The sequence below is a fragment of the Leclercia sp. CFBP8987 genome (assembly GCF_034044995.2).
In the GTDB taxonomy this organism is placed as follows: Bacteria; Pseudomonadota; Gammaproteobacteria; order Enterobacterales; family Enterobacteriaceae; genus Enterobacter; species Enterobacter tamurae.
Genome location: NZ_CM188255.1, coordinates 1,496,361 through 1,520,414 on the forward strand (window position 1 = coordinate 1,496,361; position 24,054 = coordinate 1,520,414).

Here is a 24,054-nt window from a genome sequence, read left to right on the forward strand (position 1 = left end):
CGTCGATAACTAAATGAGGTACGTTATGAGAGATATCTATCTGCAATCAAAATTAGAAATGGCCAAAACCCTTCACATCTATGGCGTCGAGCTGGCGCACATATCTGTTGCCACCGGGCTTTCACAGTCCAGATTAATCACTGACCTGAATATTGCCGATGATGTTGAGTTCGGTAAACACAAAGCAAAAAAATAGTGATCGTCCCGGACATCATGCTGGTTTACTGGCGTAAAAAATCAGCCAACAGTGAAAAGAGCATTTTATTGGTCTCTTTCCGGCAGGACGAATAGATACTGAATTGTGGCAACGTAAATGGCGTCTCCAGTTTTTTTAGCTGATACATCCCGGAATAAGTCGCAAAGACTTTTTCCGGGATAATGCCCAGGCAGTCGGTGGTGGAGACAATCAGTAAGATGGAGGCGAAAGAGGTGGTCAGTAGACAGCGCTCGCTGGAGCGGAATTTTTTATCCACGATGCTGCGATGATAAATGATCTTTTCGTTTTTAGTGTTGTACCCCACCAGATTGGCATCCCTGAACATCTCCTCCGTGACCGTATTTTCATAAAGAGGATTATCCTTTGCAGCGATCAGCACCAGCGTCATATCACTCATCTTCTGGCAAGAAATATTACTGCTCTCAACAGAAAAGGTGGAGAACACCACATCCGCCTGGCGCATGTTCAACAGTTCGGTGATTTTCGCTTCGTTAAGCTCGGCGGTGCGGTGCAGCAGGCTGACATCCGCGTTCATCCCGACAATCTTCTGCGTCAGTTCCGGTACCACTAACGGCGAGACAAAGGACTCAGTGTAGAGGGTGAGTCTTCGTTTTTTGATGCGGGAAGAGAGGGGCAGCAGAGTGGCGAGCTTATCGATGATCGGCAGGATGTTGTCATACAGTTCATCCGCATACACGGTGGGTAACAGCGTGTTGCCGCTGCGGACAAACAGGTTATCCCCCATCTGCTCGCGCAGCTTGCGCAGCGACTGGCTGACGGCAGAGGCGGAAATGTCCAGCATATCGGCCACTTTCGAGATACTGCCTACGCTGTAAATTAAGCAAAAAATGGTCAGCAGATTCAGGTCGATCCGGTTTAACGAAATGATCTTATCTGACACCGGCATCGTTGGCATACGCCCTCTGTCTCCACGCCTTAACCCTCTCAAAAATAGCAGGCCTCCCGCCACGCGCGGTGAGGGAGAAGCATGATTTTATGCTCAGCAAAATCAACAGCCTCCGGGCGGCTCTTTTTGCCCGCAGTTTTAACATTGTAAATTTTGCTATTCCGTTGCGAATTATTGACCTGACGCATTAAATTGCACAAAAAATAGACATAATCTGAGAGTGCACTAAAGCTGACAAGGGGGGAAAAAGCATGTCCGTTGACAGACTGAAACGCGATCTTCTTAACAAGATGATTAATGCCCGAATCGATCTCGCCGCCTATCTGCAGTTAAGGAAAGCGAAAGGGTATATGTCAGTCAGCGAAAGCGACCATCTGCGTGACAACTTCTTTGAACTCTGTACTTACATGCGTGAAAAAGCGCCGGAGCTGAGAGCGTACTGCAATGCCGAGGAGCAGGCGATGCTCTATCGCGCCGCCGGTTCGCTCACCACCGCAGGCGTCTGTATGATGACCGGCAACCACGATTGCCCGACGTTCATCGCCGTCAACGCAGAGAAGCTGGAAAACTGTCTGAACGATCTCACTCTCTGCATCCAGTATCTGAAATCACATTCACCGCTGATTCAGAGCTGATCCCGGGGGAGGCGACTCCCCCATCTGCTTAAGCTTTTGTAAAAGTATTAACGCCCCTGCGCTGAGTGGCTAGTCTTATGCCATACGTCGAAAAGGAGTGCGTTATGCGTCGATCCTCGCTTATTTCCCTGCCATTGTTGCTGATATCCGCCTCGCTGTTTGCTGCGCCCGCCGACGTGCAGGTGTCGGTACTGCAAAATAAACTCGATCACCCCTGGGCGCTGGCGTTCCTGCCTCAGGATCAGGGCATGCTGATCACGCTCAAAGGCGGACAGCTTAAACGCTGGCAGGCGGGCAAAGGGCTCTCCGATCCCATTGTCGGAGTGCCTAAGGTCTGGGACAGCGGCCAGGGGGGATTGCTCGACGTGGCGCTGGCACCCGATTTTGCCACCTCCCGCCGGGTCTGGCTGAGCTATGCCGAAGCGGGCGATGACGGGAAAGCGGGCACCGCGGTGGGGTATGGCCGTCTGAGCGAGGATAACACCCGGCTGGAGGACTTTAAGGTGGCCTTCCGCCAGCAGCCGAAACTCTCTACCGGCAATCACTTTGGCGGCCGGCTGGTGTTCGACGGCAAAGGCTATCTTTTTATCGGGTTAGGCGAGAATAACCAGCGCCCGACCGCCCAGGATCTGGATAAATTACAGGGCAAAGTGGTGCGTCTCACCGATCAGGGCGCGGTACCGGACGATAACCCCTTTGTGAACAACAAACAGGCGCGGCCGGAGATTTGGTCTTACGGGATCCGCAACCCGCAGGGAATGGCGATGAACCCGTGGAGCAACACCCTGTGGCTCAATGAGCACGGGCCACGCGGTGGCGACGAGATCAATATCCCGGAAAGAGGCAAAAACTACGGCTGGCCGCTGGCAACCCACGGCATCAACTACAGCGGGTTGCCGATCCCGGAAGCGAAAGGTGAAACCGCCGTGGGCACCGAGCCGCCGCTGTTTGTCTGGAAGCAGTCCCCGGCGTTGAGCGGGATGGCTTTCTATAACAGCGACGTCTTCCCGCAGTGGAAGAATAAACTTTTTATCGGCGCGCTGAAGGATAAGGACGTGATTGTGATGAACGTCAGCGGCGACAGCGTTACGGAGGAGGGAAGGATCCTCGGCGACCGCAATCAGCGGGTTCGCGATGTGCGGGTCGGGCCGGATGGCTATTTATACGTGCTGACCGATGAAACAGACGGGCAACTGTTGAAAGTCAGCCCGTCCAGGGAGTAGATCAGGTCACCGGGATCATCACCACGTTGCGATAGGCCGGGCGCTCGCTCAGGTTTGCCAGCCAGCGCTCAAGATGCGGACGCGGTGCCCACGTCAGACCAACGTTGGTCAGGTTCCAGACAAAGGGGGCGACGGCGATATCACCCACGCCAAAGTCGTCGCCCGAGAACCATGGCGTTGTCGCCAGCGCCTCGTCCATCATGGCAAACAGCGATTCGCAGGTGGCTTTGGCAGCGTCAATGGCAGCGTAATCACGCTCGGCTTCCGGAGTTCTCACCAGCCCCATCAAAATCACCCGGTGGGCAGGGGAGAGCGTCTGGTTGGCCCAGTCCATCCACTTTTCACCGACGGCCCGCTTCGCAGGTTCATCGAGCCACAGACGGTTCTGGCCGTACTGCGCCGCGAGGTAGCGCACAATGGCGTTGGATTCCCACAGCGTCAGGTCGGTTTCGTCATCGCGCAGCAGCGGCACCAGACCGTTAGGGTTCATTGCCAGATAGTCGGCCTCTTTATTCACCCCGTGTTCCAGTCCCGCCATGATCTGCTTAAAGGGTAAATCCAGCTCTTCCAGCGTCCAGAGTACCTTTTTAACGTTGGTTGAATTGTTCCTGCCCCACAAAGTAATCATAATAACCCCTTATAATTAAAGCCGTTGTCAGGATGCGATCCCTGGTGATGGCTTTACATGGTGAGATAAACCCAACCAATACGCAACAGACGCGAAAAAAATCGATGCGGTCAAAGCGTATCGGGTTGTTATTGCATAAACTTTAAAAACTTTACCAGGTTTTGGTTTTTTTTAAGGCGTTAGTACGTTATTACTCATCGCTTCTTGCGACACGGTGGTGTGACGTGATTTTTGGAATGGAAACTCGGGTGGCATTATGATGCGAAACACTTTTTCTTTACGCGGTCTGGTAGCGGGTTCTGCGCTGCTGGTCCTTTTTGCACCTTCGCTGTACGCAGCGGAACAGGCGGCGCCTGAGGCTCCACCGGTTGATGCGCGCGCCTGGATATTGATGGACTATGCCAGCGGCAAAGTCCTGGCAGAAGGCAATGCAGATGAAAAACTCGACCCTGCCAGCCTGACCAAAATCATGACCAGCTACGTGGTAGGGCAGTCCCTGAAAGCCGGTAAGATCAAGCTCACCGACATGGTGACCATCGGCAAAGACGCCTGGGCGACGGGCAACCCCGCGCTGCGCGGCTCCTCGGTGATGTTCCTTAAGCCCGGAGATCAGGTGGCGGTTTCCGATCTGAACAAAGGGGTAATCATTCAGTCGGGTAATGATGCCTGCATCGCGCTGGCCGATTATGTGGCGGGCAGCCAGGACTCTTTCATTGGTTTGATGAATGGCTACGCGCAGAAATTAGGCCTCACCAACACCACCTTTAAAACCGTTCACGGCCTGGACGCGCCGGGCCAGTTCAGTACCGCCCGCGATATGGCGCTGCTGGGCAGGGCACTGATTCATGATGTGCCGGAAGAGTACGCGATCCATAAAGAGAAAGAGTTTACCTTCAACAAGATCCGCCAGCAGAACCGCAACCGTCTGTTGTGGAGCAGCAACGTCAATGTGGACGGGATGAAAACCGGCACCACTGCCGGGGCAGGCTACAACCTGGTGGCCTCAGCAACCCAGGGCGATATGCGTCTGATTTCGGTGGTGCTGGGCACCAAAACCGACCGCATCCGCTTTAACGAGTCAGAAAAATTGCTGACCTGGGGCTTCCGCTTCTTCGAAACCGTCACCCCTATCAAGCCGGATGCCACCTTTGTCAGCCAGCGGGTCTGGTTTGGCGACAAGAGCGAGGTCAAGCTCGGCGCCGGTGAAAGCGGCTCGGTCACCATTCCGCGCGGCCAGCTGAAAAACCTGAAAGCCAGCTACACCCTGACCGACAAGCAGCTCACTGCGCCGCTGAAAAAAGGCCAGGTGGTCGGCACTATCGACTTCCAGCTGAACGGCAAATCCATTGAGCAGCGGCCGCTGGTTGTGATGGAAGCGGTGGAAGAGGGCGGGTTCTTTGGCCGGATGTGGGATTACGTGCTGATGAAATTCCACGAATGGTTTGGCGGCTGGTTCAACTAAAGCTTCCGTGCAGTGCCGGGTGGCGGCTTCGCCTTACCCGGCCTACGGAGTTCCCAGGCCCGTGCAAGCGCAGCGCCGCTGGGCAATAAACCGCACTCAGTACATCAACTTAATCTGCTGCGCCTTAGCCCAGGTAGCCAGCTCTTCATCCGGGCGGCAGTCGCTGACGATCGCGTCAAAGCGCGTCAGCTCCCCCATCCGCGCCGGACGCACCTTGCCCATCTTGCTGTGATCCACCACCAGCACATGGTACTGCGCCATACTCATCGCCCACTGTTTAACCGGCAGCTCATCGAGATTAAAACAGGTCGCCCCCTGGCGAACATGCACCCCTGCCGCAGAGTAAAAGGCGATATCCGGGCACAGGTTGCTGAGGGTGTCATGCAGGTTAAGCGGTTTGAAGATAGCGTTGCTGGCATGGAACTCGCCGCCGCAGAGGATCACCCGGCACTCGGGTTTTTCCTGCAGGGCGAGGAAGGTGTTCAGGGAGTAACAGACCCCGGTAAACGGCATGTCGTTATCGATGGCTTCGATGATCCACGGCGTGGTGGTGCCGCAATCAAAAAACAGCGTCTGATGGGGTTGCACCAGCGAGGCGGCCAGCCGCGCGGCTTTGCGCTTCTCTTCCACCAGCCGGGTTTTTTGATCGCTCAGCAGATAGTGGCTGGCGCTGCGGGGTTCGAGGACAATGTAGCCGCCAAGCAGCACAACCGGCCCGCTTTCACTGTTGAGGTCGCGACGGATGGTCATCTCAGAGACGCCCAGCAGCGCGGCGGCCTCTTTCAGGTGCAGTTTATCGCTGCGCTTGAGCGCATTAATCAGTTGAGCCAGCCGTTCGTCACGTCGTGTTTCCATAGGTCCTCAGCGCCATAAATGAGCCCCCGTTACGCCGGGGGCTCAAGTTTACCTCGCGAGACCTGAATTAGTCACGTATCCAGCCCTTGCGGATCGGCAGGGCAAAGCAGAAGCGGTACAGCTGCGAGAGGCGGAGATAGAGAGCCTGCCCGAACAGGTTCCACAGGATCTGCGCGCTCAGGCAGCCCAGCAGGCCGACCATCAGTCCGCCCAGCATATCCATCGGCCAGTGGACCCCCAGATAAACGCGGGACCAGGCGATGGCGCAGGCCACCATCATCAACACAATGCCGGACCAGACCCGATGCCAGAACAGGAACGCCAGCGCAAAGGTGAAAATGGCGGTGCCGTGATCGCTCGGGAAGGAGTCATCTGCGGCGTGGTGCAGGAAGTTATAGCCGACACGATCGACAAACGGGCGGTCATGCGGGAACAGATGGCCCAGCAGCCAGGACGCCGCCAGGCTTATCACCAGCGCCATGGCGATCTTAATTACCAGCTGACGCTGGGCACCCACCTGCTTGCGCGGCCCCCACAGCCAGAGGATCGCGATCAGCGCGGGCATAATGGTTATCAGGTCTTTCGCCACAAAGATGGCCAGATTAATGCTCCACTCCGGCGAAGCAGGCGTGGCATTGATCAGATAAAACAGTCCGTAGTTCAGATTCTCTAACATATCCTCGTTACTCTTTTGCAAACCAGATGGAGATCAGGCCGTAGGCCACCACCTGTGAAAACCACACCCACCAACCTGCCCACAGGTTGTGCGAGAAGAAATGTGCGCCGCGCATCACCTGGCCATAGCCCATGACCAGGCCGAGCACGATCCCGGCAGCCACCAGCCCCCAGGCCAGACGCGGACGCTCACGCCAGAAGGCGAAGAACAACCCCATCAACATAAATCCGCTTGAGGCGTGACCGCCGGGAAAACAGCGTCCGGGGCCACTGCCGAGGGGAGCTGAATCAAACAGGGGATAGGCCAGGGCTTTGCCGCCGTACTCCACCAGGTTCCAGGGACAGCTGTGGTGGCTGACGGCTTTCAGTACCCCCACCACCGCCGTACCCAACCCCATCAGCAGCGCCGCCGTCACCAGCTGGGCATTGCGCCGGAACGCGCCGTAAAGGAGGGTAACCGCCGCCACGGCAATGGTCAGGTATTTCGCCAGCCGATGATTGAGCAGATCCAGCAGCGCGTTTTGCTGCAGCGGAAAGTGCTGGCTGGCCGCGTCAAACCAGTAACCGGTCAGCATCCTGTCGAGGGTTTCATCCCGCGAAAGCCAGGTAAAAAGCCCGGCCAGAACCAGCAGCGTAATCAGCTGATAACCATAAAAACGTGCCGGTAAAGGGTAAAGCGGTTTTGTCTTAGAAGTCTTTAACTTAGACAATTCTGAAGCCGGAGAAAATTGTGTCATAATTAGGGCCAATGACTTAAAACGCCTAAGCATACGGGCGCTAACTTAAGGCAACCTTAAACGACGGCGATTTGTGCGTTATTTCTGACCAGCTGCGTTAATCTGCTATCGCTGGCGCAGCCATTTCATTACACTCTGCGCGATTTTTTATCGGATATTGAGACTCCATGCTAAACCGTTCTTCTTCCAGCACTCGCCTGGGGCGTCAGGCGCTGCTGTTCCCGCTGTGTCTGGTGCTTTACGAATTCTCCACCTATATCGGTAACGATATGATCCAGCCCGGCATGCTGGCCGTGGTGGCGCAGTACAACGCCGGGATCGAGTGGGTTCCCACCTCCATGACCGCCTATCTGGCGGGGGGGATGTTTTTACAGTGGCTGCTCGGGCCGCTGTCGGATCGTATTGGCCGTCGCCCGGTGATGCTCACCGGGGTGGTGTGGTTTATCGTCACCTGCCTGGCGACCCTGCTGGCCCAGAACATCGAGCAGTTCATGGTCCTGCGCTTCCTGCAGGGCGTGAGTCTGTGCTTTATCGGTGCCGTCGGTTACGCCGCTATCCAGGAGTCGTTTGAGGAGGCGGTGTGCATCAAAATCACCGCCCTGATGGCGAACGTAGCGCTGATTGCGCCGCTGCTCGGCCCGCTGGTGGGGGCCGCCTGGGTGCACGTTGCGCCGTGGGAGGGAATGTTCGTGCTGTTTGCGTTGCTGGCGGCGATCTCGTTTTACGGCCTGTACCGCGCAATGCCCGAAACCGCCACCCGCATCGGAGAGAAGCTCTCCATGCAGGAGCTGGGGCGTGACTATAAAGCGGTGCTGAAAAATGTCCGCTTTGTGGCGGGGGCGCTGGCGATTGGCTTTGTCTGCCTGCCGCTGCTGGCGTGGATTGCCCAGTCGCCGGTGATCATCATCAGCGGCGAAAAGCTCAGCAGCTACGAGTATGGCCTGCTGCAGGTGCCGATTTTTGGCGCGCTGATTGTGGGTAACCTGGTGCTGGCCCGGCTGACGTCACGCCGCACCGTGCGCTCGTTAATCATCATGGGCGGCTGGCCGATTGTGATTGGGCTGGTGGTGGCTGCGGTGGCGACGGTGGTCTCATCCCACGCCTATCTGTGGATGACCGCCGGGCTGAGTATCTATGCGTTTGGTATTGGGCTGGCGAATGCCGGGTTGGTGCGTCTGACGCTGTTTGCCAGCGAGATGAGCAAAGGCACGGTGTCGGCGGCAATGGGGATGTTACAGATGCTGATCTTCACCGTCGGGATCGAAGTCAGCAAACACGCCTTCAGCAGCGGTGGCAACGGGCTGTTCAGTCTGTTCAACCTGGCGAACGGCATCCTGTGGCTGGGGCTGATGTTTGTGTTCCTGAAAGACAAGCGGGTGGGTAGTTCGTTACAGCCGGAGTAAACAATCAAGCCGGGTGGCGGCTACGCCTTACCCGGCCTACGAAACTACGCCTGCTTAATTGAACGGGGCTTCCCGGTTCAACACGCGGTCAATCACTTCCAGCACCCCTTCTTCGTTATTGTGTGGCGCTTCATAGCGGGCAACCGCTTTGATGTGATCCCTGGCATTGGCCATCGCAAAGCTGAACCCGGCCTGGGTCAGCATCTCCACGTCGTTGCCGCTGTCGCCAAAGGCGACCACTTCGCTGTTGTCGATGCCCCATACCTCCTGCAGCAGGCGCAGGCCATTGGCTTTGTGGACCCCCGGCAGGATCAGGTCGATACTGCCGTGTCCGGTAGTGACCGGCACCATAATGTCGCTCAGCTGCTGGTGGATCATCGCCTGGATACGTGGGATTTCATCGTCCGGCACGTTCAGCCCAAACTTAAAGAAGATGTCGTTGAAGTTGTCGAAATTGTCCACCTTTTCCAGCCGGTGATAATATTTGGCGGCAAGGTCATGGAAGGTTTCACCATAGTGTTTCAGAGTGTAGGCGCTGCCTTTGCCACAGGCGATCACTTCCACTTCCGGAATGGCGCAGAGAAACTCCGCCACGGTGGCGAACTGGGCCTGGGTCAGCTCGCCGTTGTAGACATCTTCCCCGGCATTCACCACCCAGCCGCCGTTCTCCGCCACAAAGGCGATCTCATCGGCGATCTCCGGGAAAAAGGAGATCAGTTGGTAGTACTGGTTGCCGCTGGCAACCACAAACCGTATGCCCTGTTCCTTCATCTGCGCGTACTGGCGCAGAAAACGCGCGCGATTGTACTGCTTCGCATCGTCGAGGAAGGTGCCATCCATATCAACCGCAATCAGTTTAACGCTCATATCCATTCTCCATGGCAGATTTAGCCTGCGAATCCGGTTTGGCGACCGCCCGGGCGACCAGGGCGGCAATCATCACTAATCCTAATACCACCAGCATCGCGCTGCGTAAGCCGTAATGCTCCCCGAGGAAGCCCAGCAGCGGCGGGCCCACCAGGAAGGCGAGATAGCCGGTGGTGGCAACCACGCTGACGCGGGTCGGCGCGTCCGGGCCAGTGTCGCTGGCCGCCGAGATGGTCAGCGGGAAGCCGAGCGAGGCACCCAGCCCCCACAGCACCACCGACACGCCGGCCACCCAGTCGACATCGACAAAAATAATCAGGGCAATACCCAGACCACCCAGCAGGGCGCTGGCACGGACCACCGTCACGCGGCTGTAGCGGTCGATAAACCAGCCCCCGGTAAAGCGCCCGACGGTCATGCCCAGCGTAAACCCGGCGTAAATCAGCGAGCCGGAGGTCGGGCTGAAGCCGTGACCGTCCACCATCAGCAGCGGCAGCCAGTCATTAGCGGACCCTTCCGCAAAGGCCATCGCCAGCACCACCACGCCAATCAGCATCAGCTGCATATCGCGATAGAAGGGCAGCCCTTTTTCACCGGTTTTTGTCTCACCCGCGACGTTTCTGCCGTTGCCATCCGGAATGGCGGTGATCCCCAGCAGCACCGGGGCGATACAGACCAGCGCGGCCAGCAGGATATGGGTAGTAGCAGCAATGCCGGTAGCGGTGAGCGCCATGCCGATGCCAGCACCGGCCAGGGTGCCGAGGCTGTAAAACCCGTGCATCATCGGCAGCACGGTTTTGTTCATCTCCTGCTCGATGGCGGCGCCTTCGACGTTGATCGCCACTTCCGCGGCGCCAAAACTGCCGCCAAACACGGTCAGCCCAAGGGCAAAGGCCAGCGGGGAGGCGAACCACAGCGCAACGCTGAGCAACATCATACCCACAATCGCGCAGCACATCGTGGTGCGGATCACTGTCCGGGTGCCGAAGCGCTTAACCAGCCAGGCGGAACAGAGAATGCCGCTCATCGACCCTATCGACAGGCCAAATAACACGATGCCCATCTCCGCCGTCGAGACCGACAAAATATCGCGGATGGCAGGGGTGCGCGTGGCCCAGGAGGCCATTAACAGGCCGGGGATAAAGAAGAACATAAACAGCGCCCACAGGCGGCGTTGCAGGATTTTGCGCGGTGAGATGACGGTCATGGTTTCTGTACCAGAAGGACAACATAGAAGACAACACTAGCAAGTTTGTGTACATTTGTACATAAATGCGCTGAGGTAAAAATGAACAGACGACCCAACGATCCGCAACGGCGGGAACGGATATTGCAGGCCACCCTGGACACCATCGCTGAGCATGGTCTGAATGCGGTCACCCATCGCAAAATCGCCAGCTGCGCCGGCGTGCCGCTGGGATCGATGACCTACTATTTTTCCGGGATGGACGCGCTGCTCGAAGAGGCCTTCACCTGGTTTACGCAGCAGATGTCGGTTCAGTATCGCGAGTTCTTTGCCGGAGTGACGGGGCCGGAGATGGCCTGCGAGTCGATCACCACCCTGATTTACAGCTCTCAGGTGACTACGCCGCACAACATGGAGCTGATGTACCAGCTTTATGCCTTTATGAACCGCAGCGCTTCGTTAAAAACCGTGATGCAGGACTGGATGAAAACCAGCCAGACTACGCTTGAGCAGTGGTTCGATCCGGTCACTGCCCGGGCGCTGGACGCCTTTATCGAGGGGATGACGCTGCATTTTGTCACCGACCGACAGCCTCTCACGCGGGAAGCGTTGCGGGCGATGGTGGGCAGGATAGCCGGGGCATAACCTCGTTTATGCCCCGCAGGGAACTACTCGTCCCGCGTCACATACCCGAAATCAAATCCCTGCAGCACATGTTCGCGCAGAAAGTGATTGACCGGATAGCTGTAGCTCTGCCCGATGCTGACGGCATGAACCACCCGCAGTAATGTCCCGCCGCTGAGCGGTAAGGGCTTATCGGTAATTGCAACCTCCGCCTCTTTTAACCCGTTTTTTAAATGCTGGTAAGCCGGGGATTCAGTGATGCTGTTATTGGTGACGCCGAACGTGATCACCAGAATGGCAATTAACGCGACGGGGAAGGCTAAGGGATAGCGATTCATGAGCCGTACGGAGCGCGAGGAACGCCGGGTCAATATCGCCGCCGTCACGGGAACGAGGACCAGATAGAGCAGTTTTGCCAGGTGCGTCAGGGCACCCACCAGAGAGAACATCAGCGCAACGGGCGGCACAATGACGGCACGCGCGGCATCTTCCCCCAGTTTCTCATTAACTCCACCCGCGCTGTAGCTCGGTGCCGCCGCACGCAGTTCAGGTAATTTTTGCTTCACCGCCTCGTCAAGATGAGGCGCGTGGAGCTCAAGAGCAAACTGCTTCAGCTTATCGTTTAGCGGATACTGCTCACGAACAAGCGTATTCCCCGGGAGCTGGAGCTTCTCGCGTAACGCTTTCTGCACCACGTTCAGGCGGAAAAAGACACCCCAGTCGAGTCGTTTCGGGATAGTCACGCCTTCGTAGACCACGCTCCGCTGGGCGAGATATTTCTCTCTGGCGGCTTTCGCCACCGCCGCATCAAAACCGGCACGATCTGATGGCGTCCAGTCCCTGGTGACCGGAACCCCTTGCCCGCGCACCTGATTCCGCACGGTGGCGTAATAACGTCGCGGGACGTTCCAGGTTTTCAGGCGCTTCGCCTCTAAGGAGCGTTCATAGCGTTGCCAGGCTCGGGCCTGCTCCAGTCGCACCGTTTCGCTGATATCCATCTCATCGTTGTAATAGGCGACGAACTTTTTATGCACCTCTTCGCGAGCCTTGATCCACGCCTCGTAATAACCCCGCACGCCACCTTCTTGCGCGCTGATATTGTCACGTAAATTTTGCTCCGCATCGCTTTCGAGTAATTTACGGTAGCGATCCGACGAACTTAACAGCACCGGTAAGGTGGCCAGAAATGCCTTTCCGGATGGGCTGGCCCATGTCCGGGCCTGTCCTCCTCCGCTGTCCAGCGGGATGCCTTCCAGCGTCTGCTGCCCTTCAATTAATGCATGCTGGTAGAGCTGCGCCAGCAGAGACATCTGACGAAACTCGCCCGTGCTTTTCGTCACCTGGCGTTCGATCACCCACTCCACGGCATGCCACGTCAGGGTTCCGGCGATCAGGCAGATCAACACCACCAGGGCCGTGCTGACGTTTGCCGTCAGCCGGATACCTTTTTTCTTCAGCCGGACGAGGCCCATTAGCGAGAACTGCAACACCAGAAGCGCCGCCGCGATGGCGGTTAAGGTCCGCCCGTAGCGCTCCATATTATGAACTTCATCGGCTGTCGAGACGCTACCGACCAGGTCCAGCAGGCGGGAGTTGAACGCCAGCTCACAAATGAGATAGGTGAGGGTAATGCCCGTCACCAGCCAGTTTTGCCAGCAGGGGAGGGCCGAACGCTTGATCTTGTCCTGCGGCCACGGCTGCTCCTGGACATGCCCGGTCATGACTTCAGCTCCAGACTGGTCTGGCGGGTTTCCGTCGGTGCATAGATCTCGTTGGGCACGGAATTGTCCAGCTCTGGCTGGGCAACTTTAGGTGGGAGTGGCTCTACCGTTTTGGTCGGGGTCTGTTTTACCGGCTTCGCCACGGGCTGCGCTTTGGCTTTACGCGACGATGTGACGCTATCGGTGCGGGTACGCTTAACCGTTTTTTGTGGCTCAAGGGGGAGGCGACGATGGTAAACCTCACCATGCTGCCAGGTGTACTGTTCGATCCGGTTCCCGTGGGTGAAATTCAGCTGCAGTTTGTCCGCGCTGGCGGCGATCTCCGGTCCTGTATCGCAGACGCCCGTGAAGGCCCACTCCTGGGAACGGGTGTTTTGCACATCGACCAGGCGATACTGTGCCGGGCAGGAGCGGGTAGCCACTTTCAACAGCAGCAAGGTGTGTCCTTCGATGTGATACTGACTGATGATCCTCGCCCAGCTGACACCCTCGATCGGGCGCTCAATCATCAGATTGCTCCACTTCAGGCTGTAGCGACCATTCAGCTCCCGTAACGCGCCTGTCGAGCCATCCGCCAGCGTGAACTGACCGACTTCATTCCCCAGCACGCTCGCCAGGTCAGTGTTAAACAGAATTTTGCCGTTTTTATCGTAACGAACGGAGCAGCCACTTAACCCAAAAATGAACGCCAGAACCAGCAAGCTACGCAGGATTAAATTGTGTCGGGAGATACTCATCTGTTAATTCCGTTTTTGTTCGTTATTTTTTCAATGCAATGCTATCAATGGAGCCATTGATAATGTTGAGAGTGGCTGGTGCGATCTGACGGGCGTGAGGGGACCATCCATGATAAAAATTTCAGGAAAGTTAACATGTTGAGATAATGCGTCAACTTCCAATTCTGGTGGGTTATGCGGCGACCTGCTACCGGTTTTACTCTTCAGCTGCTGCCAGGCGACTCGCATTTATTTTTACCCGGGTATAATTCATATAACGCCGCTGTTGGCGTTCCGCGCGATTTTTACCCGGGTAAAAAAGGTGGCTACATGGCAAATATCACCCTTACCGCCTTCTGGCGGCAACGGCAGATCGCCCAGGGTACGCTGAGCGAACTGTTACAGCAGATCCAATCCGCTAACATTCAGCGTGAAAGCGTTTTCATTTTTAACGATCGCAGTGGAAAACGGCTCGATATTCCTCTTAATGGCGATATTGCCGATATTCTGGCGGTCTACCCTGAACTGGCAGAGACCCCTGTCGTAAAATCCCGCGGACGGCCAAAGCTCGGCGTCCTGGCCAAAGAGGTGACGTTGCTGCCCCGGCACTGGGAGTGGCTGGCCACCCAGCCCGGCGGGGCGTCTGCCACTCTGCGCAGGCTTATCGACCGCGCCAGAAAAACCGGTAAAGCGACGGATAACAAGCGCCAGCGCCACGATCGCGCCTATCACTTTATGTACGAGATGGCGGGAGATCTGCCTGATTACGAGGCCAGCCTGCGCGCGCTTTTTGCTGACGATGAGGCGGCGTTTACCGCGTCTATTGAGAGCTGGCCGCAGGATATTCGCCAGTACGCGTTACGGCTGGCATTTGGCAAAGAAGAGGAGAGTCAGGGAACGTGAAGAACCGGCCTCATTAAAAATCTATACAAATGTAAATTTCTGTGCAATTTTATCCGCGAATATAATTTTAAATTGTTGATATAAAATAGATAAAAAACAATGGTAGGTTTCCTTTGTTCCGGCGGGCAACAAAACGCAGAAGGATACGCTACGCTTTGTAAATCACCCTGCGGCAAGCGTTTTTACCCCTTCTGCGGACGTCGCCACCATAACACCGGGGAAGCCCCTATGACCCTTAGTCATGAAGATGATGTAAAAATGCTGCTGTCTGCGTTTGAAGGACGTCTGGAACAACTGTTGCCCGAGGGAGAGCAAGAGGGCCAGGTCTATGCAGCCATGCGCGAAGCCACGCTTGTTGCCGGCAAACGAATGCGTCCTCTGTTGCTGCTGCTGGCGGCGACGGATATGGGCTACAAAACCGAGCAGACCGGTATTCTGGACCTGGCCTGTGCCATTGAGATGGTCCATGTCGCCTCCCTGATCCTCGATGACATGCCCTGCATGGACAACGCCATGCTCAGACGCGGGCGCCCGACGGTTCACTATCAGTATGGCGAAAACGTCGCGATTCTGGCGGCGGTGGCGCTGCTGAGCCATGCGTTTTGCGTCATCTCACGCGCGCCTGCGCTGACCCACGAGGTAAAAGCGCGAGCGATGGCTGAACTCTCGGCGTCGGTGGGCCATATGGGGCTGGTGCAGGGACAATTTCGCGATCTCAATGAGGCCTGGCAAAGCCGTAATGCCGATGAAATCCTGCTCACCAATGAGCTGAAAACCAGCAGCCTGTTTAACGCTACCCTGCAGCTGGCGGCCATTGCGGCCGGCGCGCCGCCCCAGGTCAGCGAACGCCTGCGCTTTTTCGCCCGCGATCTCGGCCAGGCCTTCCAACTGATTGATGACCTGACGGACGGCTCGTATGCCACCGGCAAAGATCCCCATCAGGATAAAGATAAATCGACGCTGGTCGCCGTACTCGGGGCCGAAAGCGTCTTCCTGCGCCTGCGCGAGCACGTGCGCAGCGCCGATCAGCATATCGCTACCGCCTGTCAGCCGGGAAATACCGCCCGGTACTATGTCCACGTCTGGTTTGAAAAACAGCTGACGCTTATCAGCCAGAGCCTGTCGTTATCCCTGTCGGAGTGTCAATGAGCAGCCTGTCGCAACGTAAAAGCGATCATCTCGATATCGTACTGAACCGCGCACCGGGCGCAAAAAAGTGTACTAACGGCTTTGAAAAATGGCGCTTCGGACACTGTGCCCTGCCTGAACTGCATCTTGATGATATCGATCTCACGACCAGGCTGTTTGGCCGAACCCTCAACGCGCCGCTGCTGATCAGCTCTATGACCGGCGGCACCCGCCGGGCGAGCCAGATCAATCAACATCTGGCCCTCGCCGCACAGGCGCTGGGGCTGGCGATGGGGGTTGGCTCCCAGCGCGTGGCACTGGAGAGCGAGGCGAATTATGGCCTGACGGGAGAACTGCGATCCTTTGCCCCGGACGTGGTGCTGATGGCCAACCTCGGTGCGGCGCAAATCGCCGGGCCACGGGGTATCGACTATGCCAGACGTGCCGTAGAGACTCTGGCGGCAGATGCGCTGATTATTCACCTCAACCCGCTTCAGGAGGCGCTGCAGCACGGGGGCGATCGTAACTGGTGCGGGGTTATCGACGCCATTCATCAGACCGTCGAGGCGCTGCATGTGCCGGTGGTGGTGAAAGAGGTGGGCAATGGGCTTTCGGTCCCGGTTGCCCGTCAGCTGGCTGCCGCGGGCGTGGCGATGCTCGATGTCGCGGGCGCGGGTGGCACCAGCTGGGCGGCAGTAGAGGGCGAACGTGCCGTGACCGCGCACGACCGGGCGGTGGCAATGGCCTTTGCCGACTGGGGCATCCCAACCGCGACGGCCTTACAGGATCTGCATCAGGCGCTGCCCGATATGCCGCTGGTGGCCTCGGGCGGGATCGCCGACGGCATTGAGGTGGCAAAAGCGATCCGCTTAGGCGCCAGCGTAGTGGGCCAGGCGGCCGGGGTGCTGCAAAGCGCGTTGGTGTCCAGCGAGGCGGTCATCGACCATTTTCAGGTGATCATCGACCAGCTGCGCGTCGCCTGTTTCTGCACCGGGAGCGCAGACCTGGCCCAACTGCGGCAGGCCACGCTGGTGGCACAGTCGTAATGGCGCACGAGTGGGACATCATTCTGGCCGGCGGTGGGCTGGCGAACGGGCTGATCGCGTTACGGTTGCGCCAGCAGCGCCCGGAATTGCGCGTGCTGCTTCTCGAGGCCGACAGCCAGCCGGGCGGAAATCACACCTGGTCGTTTCATCAGGGCGACATTACTCCCGGGCAGCACCAGTGGATTGCCCCCCTGGTGGCGCATCGCTGGCAGGGGTATGACGTCCGCTTTCCCGACCTGAACCGGACCCTGGCCGGGGACTATCTCAGCATCACTTCGGCGCGTTTTGCCGCGGTGCTGACCGGGGCCGCTGGCGATAACCTGCAAACCCACGCCGTCGTCACCGCGCTCACCCCGGAGACGGTGACCCTCGCTGACGGCACTACGCTTCGGGCCCGCGCGGTAATCGATGGCCGGGGATACACACCGGACAGGCACCTCAACACCGGCAGCCAGTCATTTCTCGGCCAGCAGTGGCGCCTGCGCCAGCCGCACGGCCTGACCCGGCCGATACTGATGGACGCCACGGTCAATCAGCAGGGGGGGTACCGTTTTGTCTATACCCTCCCGCTTTCCGCAACCGAACTACTGATCGAAGACACTCACTACATTGACGCCGCCCGGCTGCATATCAGCGCCGCGCGGCAAAACATCGCTGACTATGCCCGCCAGCAGGGCTGGTGCCTGGAGAGCCTGATTCGGGAAGAGCAGGGCCATCTGCCGATTATGCTGGCGGGTGATTTTCCGGCGTACTGGCAGGCGCGGGATAAGCAGCCATGCAGCGGCCTGCGCGCCGGGCTGTTTCATGCCACCACCGGCTATTCGTTGCCGCACGCGGTGGCGCTGGCCGAGGTCATTGCCGGCAGCGCGGATATCAGCGCGACCGCCATCTTTTCCGTCATTCATCGCTATGCCCTCTACCAGTGGCAGGCGCAGCGCTTTTTCCGCACCCTCAACCGCATGCTGTTTCTGGCGGGGGATGCCGATAAACGCTGGCAGGTGATGCAACGTTTTTACTCTCTTAACGAAGGGCTGATTGCCCGCTTTTACGCCGGGCAGCTAACCCTGGCCGATAAAGCGCGGATCCTGGCAGGTAAGCCCCCGGTCCCCGTCGGCGAAGCGATGCTCGCCATACTGAAACTCACTCCCCGGATGCGAGCGTTTCACCATGAATAAAACAGTGATTATTGGCGCCGGTTTCGGCGGATTAGCCCTGGCCATTCGGCTGCAGGCGCAGGGCATTGCCACACTTCTGCTGGAGCAGCGGGATAAGCCCGGTGGGCGCGCGTACGTTTATCAGGATAAAGGATTCACCTTTGACGCCGGGCCGACGGTGATCACCGATCCCAGCGCCATCGAAGAGCTGTTTACCCTCGCCGGAAAACGGATGGCGGATTATGTCGATCTGCTCCCGGTGACGCCGTTCTATCGCCTGTGCTGGGAGACGGGCGAGGTCTTTGATTACGACAATGTGCAGACCCGGCTGGAAGAGCAGATCCGGCGTTTCAACCCGCGCGACGTGGAGGGGTATCGCAAATTCCACGCCTACTCCCGGGAGGTGTTTAACGAGGGGTATCTTAAGCTCGGCACGGTGCCGTTCCTCTCTTTTCGCGACATGCTCCGCGTCGGGCCGCAGCTTACGCGTCTGCAGGCCTGGCGCAGCGTCTACAGTATGGTCTCGCGCTTTATTGAGAATGAGCAGCTGCGCCAGGCGTTCTCTTTTCATTCGCTGCTGGTGGGAGGCAATCCGTTTGCGACCTCGTCCATTTACACCCTGATCCACGCCCTGGAGCGTGAGTGGGGCGTCTGGTTTGCCCGGGGCGGCACCGGAGCGCTGGTGCAGGGGCTGGTCAAGCTCTATCAGGATCTGGGCGGCGAGTTGCAGCTCAATGCGGAGGTAACCCGGCTGGTGGCCGAGGGCGAGCGCATTTCCGCCGTAGAGCTTAAAGACGGCCAGATCATCCCGACCGCGGCGGTGGCCTCCAATGCCGACGTGGTGCATACCTATGAAAAACTGCTGGGGCATCATCCGGTGGGGGCGGCGCGCGCGGCATCGCTCAAGCGTAAACGGATGAGTAACTCCTTGTTTGTGCTCTATTTTGGCCTTAACAAGCAGCACGATCTGGCGCACCATACCGTCTGTTTCGGGCCGCGCTATAAAGAACTGATCGATGATATCTTTAATAAGAACGCGCTGGCGGAGGATTTTTCGCTCTACCTGCACGCCCCCTGCGTGACCGATCCCTCCCTGGCACCGCCGGGCTGCGGAAGCTATTACGTGTTAGCCCCGGTGCCCCACTTAGGCACCGCGGATCTCGACTGGGACGTGGAGGGGCCGCGTCTGCGCGACAGGATTTTCGCCTATCTTGAAGCCCATTACATGCCGGGGCTGCGCAGCCAGCTGGTGACCCACCGCATGTTCACCCCCTTTGATTTTCGCGACCAGCTGGGCGCCCATCTGGGCTCGGCCTTCTCTGTCGAACCGATCCTGCGCCAGAGCGCCTGGTTCCGGCCGCATAATCGCGACAGCCGGATCCCTAATCTTTACCTGGTCGGAGCCGGTACCCATCCGGGCGCCGGTATTCCCGGGGTGATCGGTTCGGCCAAAGCGACGGCAGGGCTGATGCTGGAGGCGCTTTCCCGATGAACACCACCCTGATGGATCACGCGACCGACACCATCGCCGTGGGCTCGAAAAGCTTTGCCACCGCGGCGCGGCTTTTTGACCCGGCGACCCGACGTAGCGTGCTAATGCTCTACGCCTGGTGTCGCTACTGCGACGACGTTATCGACGGCCAGGAGCTGGGCTTTAACACCACGCCCGTGGACAGCGCCCAGGCAGAGCGGCGGCTGGAGATGCTTAAAAACCAGACCCTGCGCGCGTGGGAGGGGGGCGAGATGCATGAACCCGCCTTTGCCGCCTTTCAGGAGGTGGCCCTGGGCCACAACATCCCGCTCCAGCTGGCTTACGATCATCTTGATGGCTTTGCCATGGACGTGCGCGAGACCCATTACGAGACATTCGATGACACCCTGCAATACTGCTATCGCGTGGCAGGCGTCGTGGGGTTGATGATGGCCCGGGTGATGGGGGTACGCGATGAAGCCGTGCTCGATCGTGCCTGTGATTTAGGCCTGGCGTTTCAGCTGACCAATATCGCCCGGGATATCGTCGAGGATGCCCGGGTTGGCCGCTGTTATCTCCCGGCCCAGTGGCTGGCAGAAGAGAACATCCCCCCGGAGGCGATTGCGACGCCACAGATGCGTCAACCCCTCGCGGGACTTGCCCGGCGGCTGGTGGCTGAAGCCGAACCTTATTATGCGTCTGCCCGTGCGGGGCTGGCAGGTTTACCGCTGCGATCCGCCTGGGCGATTGCCTCGGCGCACGGGGTATATCGCGAGATTGGTATGAAGGTGAGCGCCGCGGGCCCCCGCGCCTGGGATAAACGGCAGGGGACCAACGGTGTTGAGAAGGCGGGATTACTGCTGAAAGGCGCCGGGCTGGCGCTTACTTCTCGTTTGGCGACGCAGGCGCCGCGTCCGGCCGGGCTCTGGCAGCGCCCGCGTTAGCCACACTGCGCGCTTTGCGCTGGCGTAACGTGGCCTGCAATTTTTCAATCGGCGGGGCATACAGAAAACCAAAGGAGACGCACTCCTCTTTGCCCCGTACCGCATGGTGCAGGCGGTGCGCCAGATACAGGCGCTTGAGATAACCCCGGCGCGGGATATAGCGGAACGGCCAGCGCTGATGTACCAGCCCGTCGTGCACCATAAAGTAGAGTGCGCCGTAAGCCGTCATCCCGGCCCCAATCCACTGTAGCGGCCAAATGCCCCAGGTCCCCAGTGCAATCAGCACAATCGCCAGCACGGCGAACACCACCGCGTAAAGATCGTTAACTTCAAACCAACTTGTGCGAGGCTCGTGATGCGACTCATGCCATCCCCAACCCCAGCCGTGCATAACGTACTTATGCGCAAGGGCGGCGACTAACTCCATGGCGGCAATGGTTAATAGCACGATCACTGTGTTGTACAACGCGAGCATTGGTACTCCTTGGGCTCGGGGGGATTAGGGGCTCAGGTATTAAGCGTAACACTTAAATGGAGGAAGGGTGGGGACGGGCGGGCTTGATTTATTGCCTGAACGGCAGGCAACAAAAAACCCATCAACCTTGAACCAAAACGGCGGGGTTGATGGGCTCCACAAATTGGGGACATCAAAGAAAAGCAGTGGCAATAGTTATGACTGACGTATGACAGAAAAGTTCTGCGCATCACGAAAATTTTTCGCCAATGCGCAAATTTCTCGCTTATCCCAGCCCCGGCCAGATGATGATAATCAAGGTCCCCGCCAGGGTTAACAGCACGTTAGCGATGGCATAGGTGCCTGCGTAGCCCAGCGCCGGGATGTTGCTGCGCGCGGTATCGCTGATGATTTCCATCGCAGGGGCACAGGTACGGGCCCCCATCATGGCGCCAAACAGCATGGCGCGGTTCATGCGCAGCACGTAGGCACCGAACAGGAAACAGATCACCACCGGCACCAGACTGACGATTAACCCGGCCACCAGCATCTGCCAGCCTACCGCGCCCAGGCTGTGGCCGATGCCGCTGCCCGCGCTTAAGCCCACGCCCGCCATAAACACCATCAGGCCAAACTCTTTCACCATGTTCAGCGCGCCCTGCGGGATATAGCCGAAGGTCGGGTGGTTGGCACGCAGGAAGCCGAGCATGATCCCGGCGAACAGCAGACCGGCGGCGTTACCGATGCCGAAGCTAAAGTTGCTGAACTGGAAGGTGATCATCCCGATCATCAGGCCGACAATAAAGAAGGCGCAGAAGGCCAGCAGGTCGGTCACCTGGCTGTGAATGGAGATAAAGCCGATGCGGTCGGCGACGGTCTTCACGCGGCGCGTGTCGCCGCTTACCTGCAGCACATCCCCCTTGTTCAGGACGATGTTGTCATCAATAGGCATCTCAATCTGGCTGCGGATCACCCGGTTGAGGAAGCAACCGTGATCGGTCAGCTTGAGCTGTGCCAGACGGCGGCCGACGGCGTTGTGGTTCTTAACCACGATCTCTTCGGTGACGATGCGCATGTCGAGCAGGTCGCGGTCGAACACCTCTTTGCCGTTACGGAAGCTCGGATCGAGACGAGCGTGCGCATCCGGGTAGCCCACCAGCGCAATGTCGTCGCCCATCTGCAACACCGCATCGCCGTCCGGGTTCGCCAGAATGCCGTTACGACGAATACGTTCGATATAGCAGCCGGTCTGGCGATAGATGCCCAGCTCGCGAAGATTTTTACCGTCCGCCCAGGCTACCAGCTCCGGGCCTACGCGGTAGGCGCGGATCACCGGGAGATAGACTTTGCGTTTGCTGTCGGTGTCCAGACCGCGCTCGCGGGCGATCTGCTGGGCGCTGGTCTGCAGATCCTGATGCTGCAATTTCGGCAGATAGCGTGCGCCGACGATCAGACTCACCAGACCAATCAGATAGGTCAGGGCATAGCCGAGGCTGAGGTGATCGAGCGCCAGCGACAGCTGGGCGTTATCCAGCCCGAGATGGCGCAGCGTATCCCCGGCACCCACCAGCACCGGCGTGGAAGTCATCGACCCGGCCAGCATGCCTGCCGTCAGGCCGATATCCCAGCCAAACAGTTTGCCTAAACCTAACGCGATGAGCAGGGCGCTGCCCACCATCACCAGCGCCAGCATCAGATAATTTTTGCCGTCGCGGAAGAAAATAGAAAAAAAGTTGGGTCCAGCTTCAACGCCGACACAAAAAATAAACAGCATAAAGCCCAGGTTCAGGGCGTCGGTGTTAATACTGAAATGCTGCTGGCCTAATAATAACGAAACGACTAAAACGCCAATAGAATTACCGAGTTGGATCGACCCGAGACGTAATTTACCCAGGCAAAGACCCAGAGCCAGTACCACAAATAATAACAGGATGTAATTCCCGTTTAACAATTCTGCGACGTTTATGTTCACGGAGGATAACTTTTCGTTTACCAGTAAGTGGTTGAAGGGGTGGGATATTTAGGCTACTGTTTTGCACTGTAAGAGGAGGTAGGTCCCTCCCGATCGCGTATTATAATATATCCCACAAAGTAATATCAAACTATTAGTTAATTTTTAACAAATATCACCCTTTGATAGCGATGACGAAAAGACGTGCTGATTTTGGCAAGGAATGCCGGGTGACTCAACTAATTGGCGTCCACGGGACGAAAAAAGTATTTGTCCGAAATGGCAGGGGGATAGATTGAATATTAAACGTAACTGGTCTGGAGTGGCTTGCTGCTTTTTACTCTTCACTGCGGTGTGCGTCAGTCTGACGTTCAAACTGAAGGGGGCGTTTTTTTCTGCGGGTTACCCTGGGCTGGGATTACTTTTCTTCACTGTGCCGGGGATCGCTGCCAGCTTCTTCTCCCGCGGGGGAGAGGTGATCAGGCCGCTGATGGGGGCGATCCTCGCCGCGCCGGTCTGCCTGGTCGTGATGCGGATGATGTTTATCTCTTCACGGACGCTGGTGCAGGAACTGGCCTGGCTGCTGAGTGGGATCTTCTGGTGTGCGTTAGGTGCGCTGTGCTTTCTGTTTGTACGCCGGGCGCTTGAACATCGCCGTGTGAAAGTAAAAACGCCCTCAGAGTGAGGGCGTGAAAGGCTTACTGGGCTGCGAACAGGCCCAGGTGCTCTTTGGCGTAGGCTTCAAAATCGGTAAAGCCGCCGATGTGGGTCTGGTCGAGGAAAATCTGCGGAACGGTTTCAACCGGCTTACCCACGGTCTGTTCCAGGTCGGCTTTGGAGATGCCTTCCGCATGAATGTCCACGTAGCGGTAGTTAAAATCTTCACGCTCAGCGGTCAGTTTTTCTGCCAGATCTTTTGCGCGCACGCAGTAAGGGCAACCCGGACGACCAAAAATCACTGCAAACATGTTTTCTCTCCTGAAACTAAGCCAGACGGCGAATGACGCTATATTGCCGATAACTATCGGTAATGGAAAGCAGGTTCTGCCTGTTACATTGATATCTTCAGGCTATGTTTGGCCAATTACAGCCTCCTTTTCTTTGCCTATACTGGCCACATGTCAGTAACGCCCGTAAAGAGAGAGAA

General features: G+C 57.7%; 25 protein-coding genes. 13 read left to right on the forward strand and 12 right to left on the reverse strand.

The genetic code is table 11. From position 1 onward, the window contains the following. The first annotated feature begins 25 nt into the window (after positions 1-25). The gene (locus tag SOM40_RS07075; RefSeq protein ID WP_242685358.1) at positions 26-196 is read left to right on the forward strand and encodes a glycine cleavage system protein T; all 171 of its coding nucleotides are present in this window, start codon (positions 26-28) and stop codon (positions 194-196) included. 25 nt (positions 197-221) lie between these two features. Here the strand turns inward: SOM40_RS07075 and SOM40_RS07080 are convergent, their stop codons facing one another. Continuing rightward, positions 222-1,133, reverse strand: a complete 912-nt coding sequence (locus SOM40_RS07080; protein ID WP_312078648.1) for a LysR family transcriptional regulator — start codon at positions 1,131-1,133, stop codon at positions 222-224. 242 nt (positions 1,134-1,375) lie between these two features. Between SOM40_RS07080 and bssR the strand changes: the two genes are divergently transcribed. Together bssR and SOM40_RS07090 are read left to right on the forward strand one after the other, a co-directional pair. Further along, positions 1,376-1,759 (forward strand): biofilm formation regulator BssR, encoded by a 384-nt coding sequence (bssR, locus tag SOM40_RS07085; RefSeq protein ID WP_225759210.1) that lies wholly within the window; start codon positions 1,376-1,378, stop codon positions 1,757-1,759. Positions 1,760-1,863: 104 nt separating this feature from the next. Then, positions 1,864-2,982, forward strand: a complete 1,119-nt coding sequence (locus SOM40_RS07090; protein WP_225759209.1) for a PQQ-dependent sugar dehydrogenase — start codon at positions 1,864-1,866, stop codon at positions 2,980-2,982. 1 nt (position 2,983) lies between these two features. Here the strand turns inward: SOM40_RS07090 and SOM40_RS07095 are convergent, their stop codons facing one another. Next, positions 2,984-3,610: a glutathione S-transferase family protein gene (locus SOM40_RS07095; RefSeq protein WP_166181955.1), complete on the reverse strand. Its 627-nt coding sequence runs from the start codon at positions 3,608-3,610 to the stop codon at positions 2,984-2,986. A gap of 256 nt (positions 3,611-3,866) precedes the next feature. On the opposite strand from SOM40_RS07095, the gene dacC reads away from it, so the two are divergent. Continuing rightward, positions 3,867-5,072, forward strand: coding sequence for a serine-type D-Ala-D-Ala carboxypeptidase (gene dacC / locus SOM40_RS07100; RefSeq protein ID WP_106992500.1), 1,206 nt, complete (start codon positions 3,867-3,869; stop codon positions 5,070-5,072). 96 nt (positions 5,073-5,168) lie between these two features. On the opposite strand, the gene deoR is transcribed toward dacC, so the two are convergent. The 3 genes from deoR to SOM40_RS07115 form a co-directional block, all read right to left on the reverse strand. Further along, positions 5,169-5,927, reverse strand: a complete 759-nt coding sequence (gene deoR, locus SOM40_RS07105; RefSeq protein ID WP_320530689.1) for a DNA-binding transcriptional repressor DeoR — start codon at positions 5,925-5,927, stop codon at positions 5,169-5,171. A gap of 67 nt (positions 5,928-5,994) precedes the next feature. Further along, entirely contained in the window at positions 5,995-6,603 is a 609-nt protein-coding gene (gene ybjG, locus SOM40_RS07110; RefSeq protein ID WP_106992502.1) for an undecaprenyl-diphosphate phosphatase, read from the reverse strand. A gap of 7 nt (positions 6,604-6,610) precedes the next feature. Beyond that, positions 6,611-7,339 (reverse strand): phosphatase PAP2 family protein, encoded by a 729-nt coding sequence (locus tag SOM40_RS07115; protein ID WP_320530688.1) that lies wholly within the window; start codon positions 7,337-7,339, stop codon positions 6,611-6,613. A 167-nt stretch (positions 7,340-7,506) separates the two neighbouring features. Between SOM40_RS07115 and SOM40_RS07120 the strand changes: the two genes are divergently transcribed. Continuing rightward, entirely contained in the window at positions 7,507-8,742 is a 1,236-nt protein-coding gene (locus SOM40_RS07120) for an MFS transporter (protein ID WP_106992504.1), read from the forward strand. Positions 8,743-8,796: 54 nt separating this feature from the next. On the opposite strand, the gene SOM40_RS07125 is transcribed toward SOM40_RS07120, so the two are convergent. Then, positions 8,797-9,609 (reverse strand): Cof-type HAD-IIB family hydrolase, encoded by an 813-nt coding sequence (locus SOM40_RS07125; RefSeq protein ID WP_320530687.1) that lies wholly within the window; start codon positions 9,607-9,609, stop codon positions 8,797-8,799. Next, complete coding sequence (locus tag SOM40_RS07130; RefSeq protein ID WP_106992506.1) at positions 9,599-10,816, reverse strand: MFS transporter; 1,218 nt, start codon at positions 10,814-10,816, stop codon at positions 9,599-9,601. The genes SOM40_RS07125 and SOM40_RS07130 overlap by 11 nt, the downstream gene beginning before the upstream one ends. An 81-nt stretch (positions 10,817-10,897) precedes the next feature. Between SOM40_RS07130 and SOM40_RS07135 the strand changes: the two genes are divergently transcribed. Beyond that, positions 10,898-11,440, forward strand: coding sequence for a TetR/AcrR family transcriptional regulator (locus SOM40_RS07135; protein WP_106992507.1), 543 nt, complete (start codon positions 10,898-10,900; stop codon positions 11,438-11,440). Between the two features lie 23 nt (positions 11,441-11,463). On the opposite strand, the gene SOM40_RS07140 is transcribed toward SOM40_RS07135, so the two are convergent. Further along, positions 11,464-13,140, reverse strand: a complete 1,677-nt coding sequence (locus tag SOM40_RS07140) for a hypothetical protein (protein WP_320530686.1) — start codon at positions 13,138-13,140, stop codon at positions 11,464-11,466. Further along, the gene (locus SOM40_RS07145) at positions 13,137-13,877 is read right to left on the reverse strand and encodes a hypothetical protein (RefSeq protein WP_320530685.1); all 741 of its coding nucleotides are present in this window, start codon (positions 13,875-13,877) and stop codon (positions 13,137-13,139) included. The genes SOM40_RS07140 and SOM40_RS07145 overlap by 4 nt, the downstream gene beginning before the upstream one ends. Positions 13,878-14,186: 309 nt before the next feature. Between SOM40_RS07145 and SOM40_RS07150 the strand changes: the two genes are divergently transcribed. The 6 genes from SOM40_RS07150 to crtB all read left to right on the forward strand — a co-directional run bounded on the left by SOM40_RS07150 (position 14,187) and on the right by crtB (position 20,502). Then, the gene (locus SOM40_RS07150; protein WP_320530684.1) at positions 14,187-14,759 is read left to right on the forward strand and encodes a DUF2239 family protein; all 573 of its coding nucleotides are present in this window, start codon (positions 14,187-14,189) and stop codon (positions 14,757-14,759) included. A gap of 228 nt (positions 14,760-14,987) precedes the next feature. Continuing rightward, entirely contained in the window at positions 14,988-15,908 is a 921-nt protein-coding gene (locus SOM40_RS07155) for a polyprenyl synthetase family protein (RefSeq protein WP_320530683.1), read from the forward strand. After that, positions 15,905-16,933: a type 2 isopentenyl-diphosphate Delta-isomerase gene (fni, locus tag SOM40_RS07160; protein ID WP_320530682.1), complete on the forward strand. Its 1,029-nt coding sequence runs from the start codon at positions 15,905-15,907 to the stop codon at positions 16,931-16,933. The genes SOM40_RS07155 and fni overlap by 4 nt, the downstream gene beginning before the upstream one ends. Next, positions 16,933-18,108, forward strand: a complete 1,176-nt coding sequence (crtY, locus tag SOM40_RS07165) for a lycopene beta-cyclase CrtY (protein WP_320530681.1) — start codon at positions 16,933-16,935, stop codon at positions 18,106-18,108. The genes fni and crtY overlap by 1 nt, the downstream gene beginning before the upstream one ends. Continuing rightward, positions 18,101-19,579 carry a phytoene desaturase gene (locus SOM40_RS07170; protein WP_320530680.1) on the forward strand — a complete coding sequence of 493 codons (1,479 nt, stop codon included), beginning with the start codon at positions 18,101-18,103 and terminating at the stop codon, positions 19,577-19,579. Before crtY ends, SOM40_RS07170 begins: the two co-directional genes overlap by 8 nt. Next, positions 19,576-20,502, forward strand: a complete 927-nt coding sequence (gene crtB, locus SOM40_RS07175) for a 15-cis-phytoene synthase CrtB (protein ID WP_320530679.1) — start codon at positions 19,576-19,578, stop codon at positions 20,500-20,502. Before SOM40_RS07170 ends, crtB begins: the two co-directional genes overlap by 4 nt. Here the strand turns inward: crtB and SOM40_RS07180 are convergent. Then, on the reverse strand, positions 20,441-20,977 hold the full coding sequence (locus tag SOM40_RS07180) for a sterol desaturase family protein (RefSeq protein ID WP_262673101.1): 537 nt from the start codon (positions 20,975-20,977) through the stop codon (positions 20,441-20,443). The two genes, crtB and SOM40_RS07180, sit on opposite strands and share 62 nt — an antisense overlap. 265 nt (positions 20,978-21,242) lie before the next feature. Further along, positions 21,243-22,928, reverse strand: coding sequence for an aspartate:alanine antiporter (locus SOM40_RS07185; RefSeq protein ID WP_039029554.1), 1,686 nt, complete (start codon positions 22,926-22,928; stop codon positions 21,243-21,245). Positions 22,929-23,202: 274 nt separating this feature from the next. Here SOM40_RS07185 and SOM40_RS07190 point away from each other — a divergent pair, with 274 nt between their 5' ends. Continuing rightward, complete coding sequence (locus SOM40_RS07190; RefSeq protein WP_106992518.1) at positions 23,203-23,592, forward strand: inner membrane protein YbjM; 390 nt, start codon at positions 23,203-23,205, stop codon at positions 23,590-23,592. A gap of 13 nt (positions 23,593-23,605) precedes the next feature. Here SOM40_RS07190 and SOM40_RS07195 read toward each other — a convergent pair whose 3' ends face one another. Next, positions 23,606-23,875, reverse strand: coding sequence for a GrxA family glutaredoxin (locus SOM40_RS07195; protein ID WP_032617267.1), 270 nt, complete (start codon positions 23,873-23,875; stop codon positions 23,606-23,608). Between the last annotated feature and the right edge of the window lie 179 nt (positions 23,876-24,054).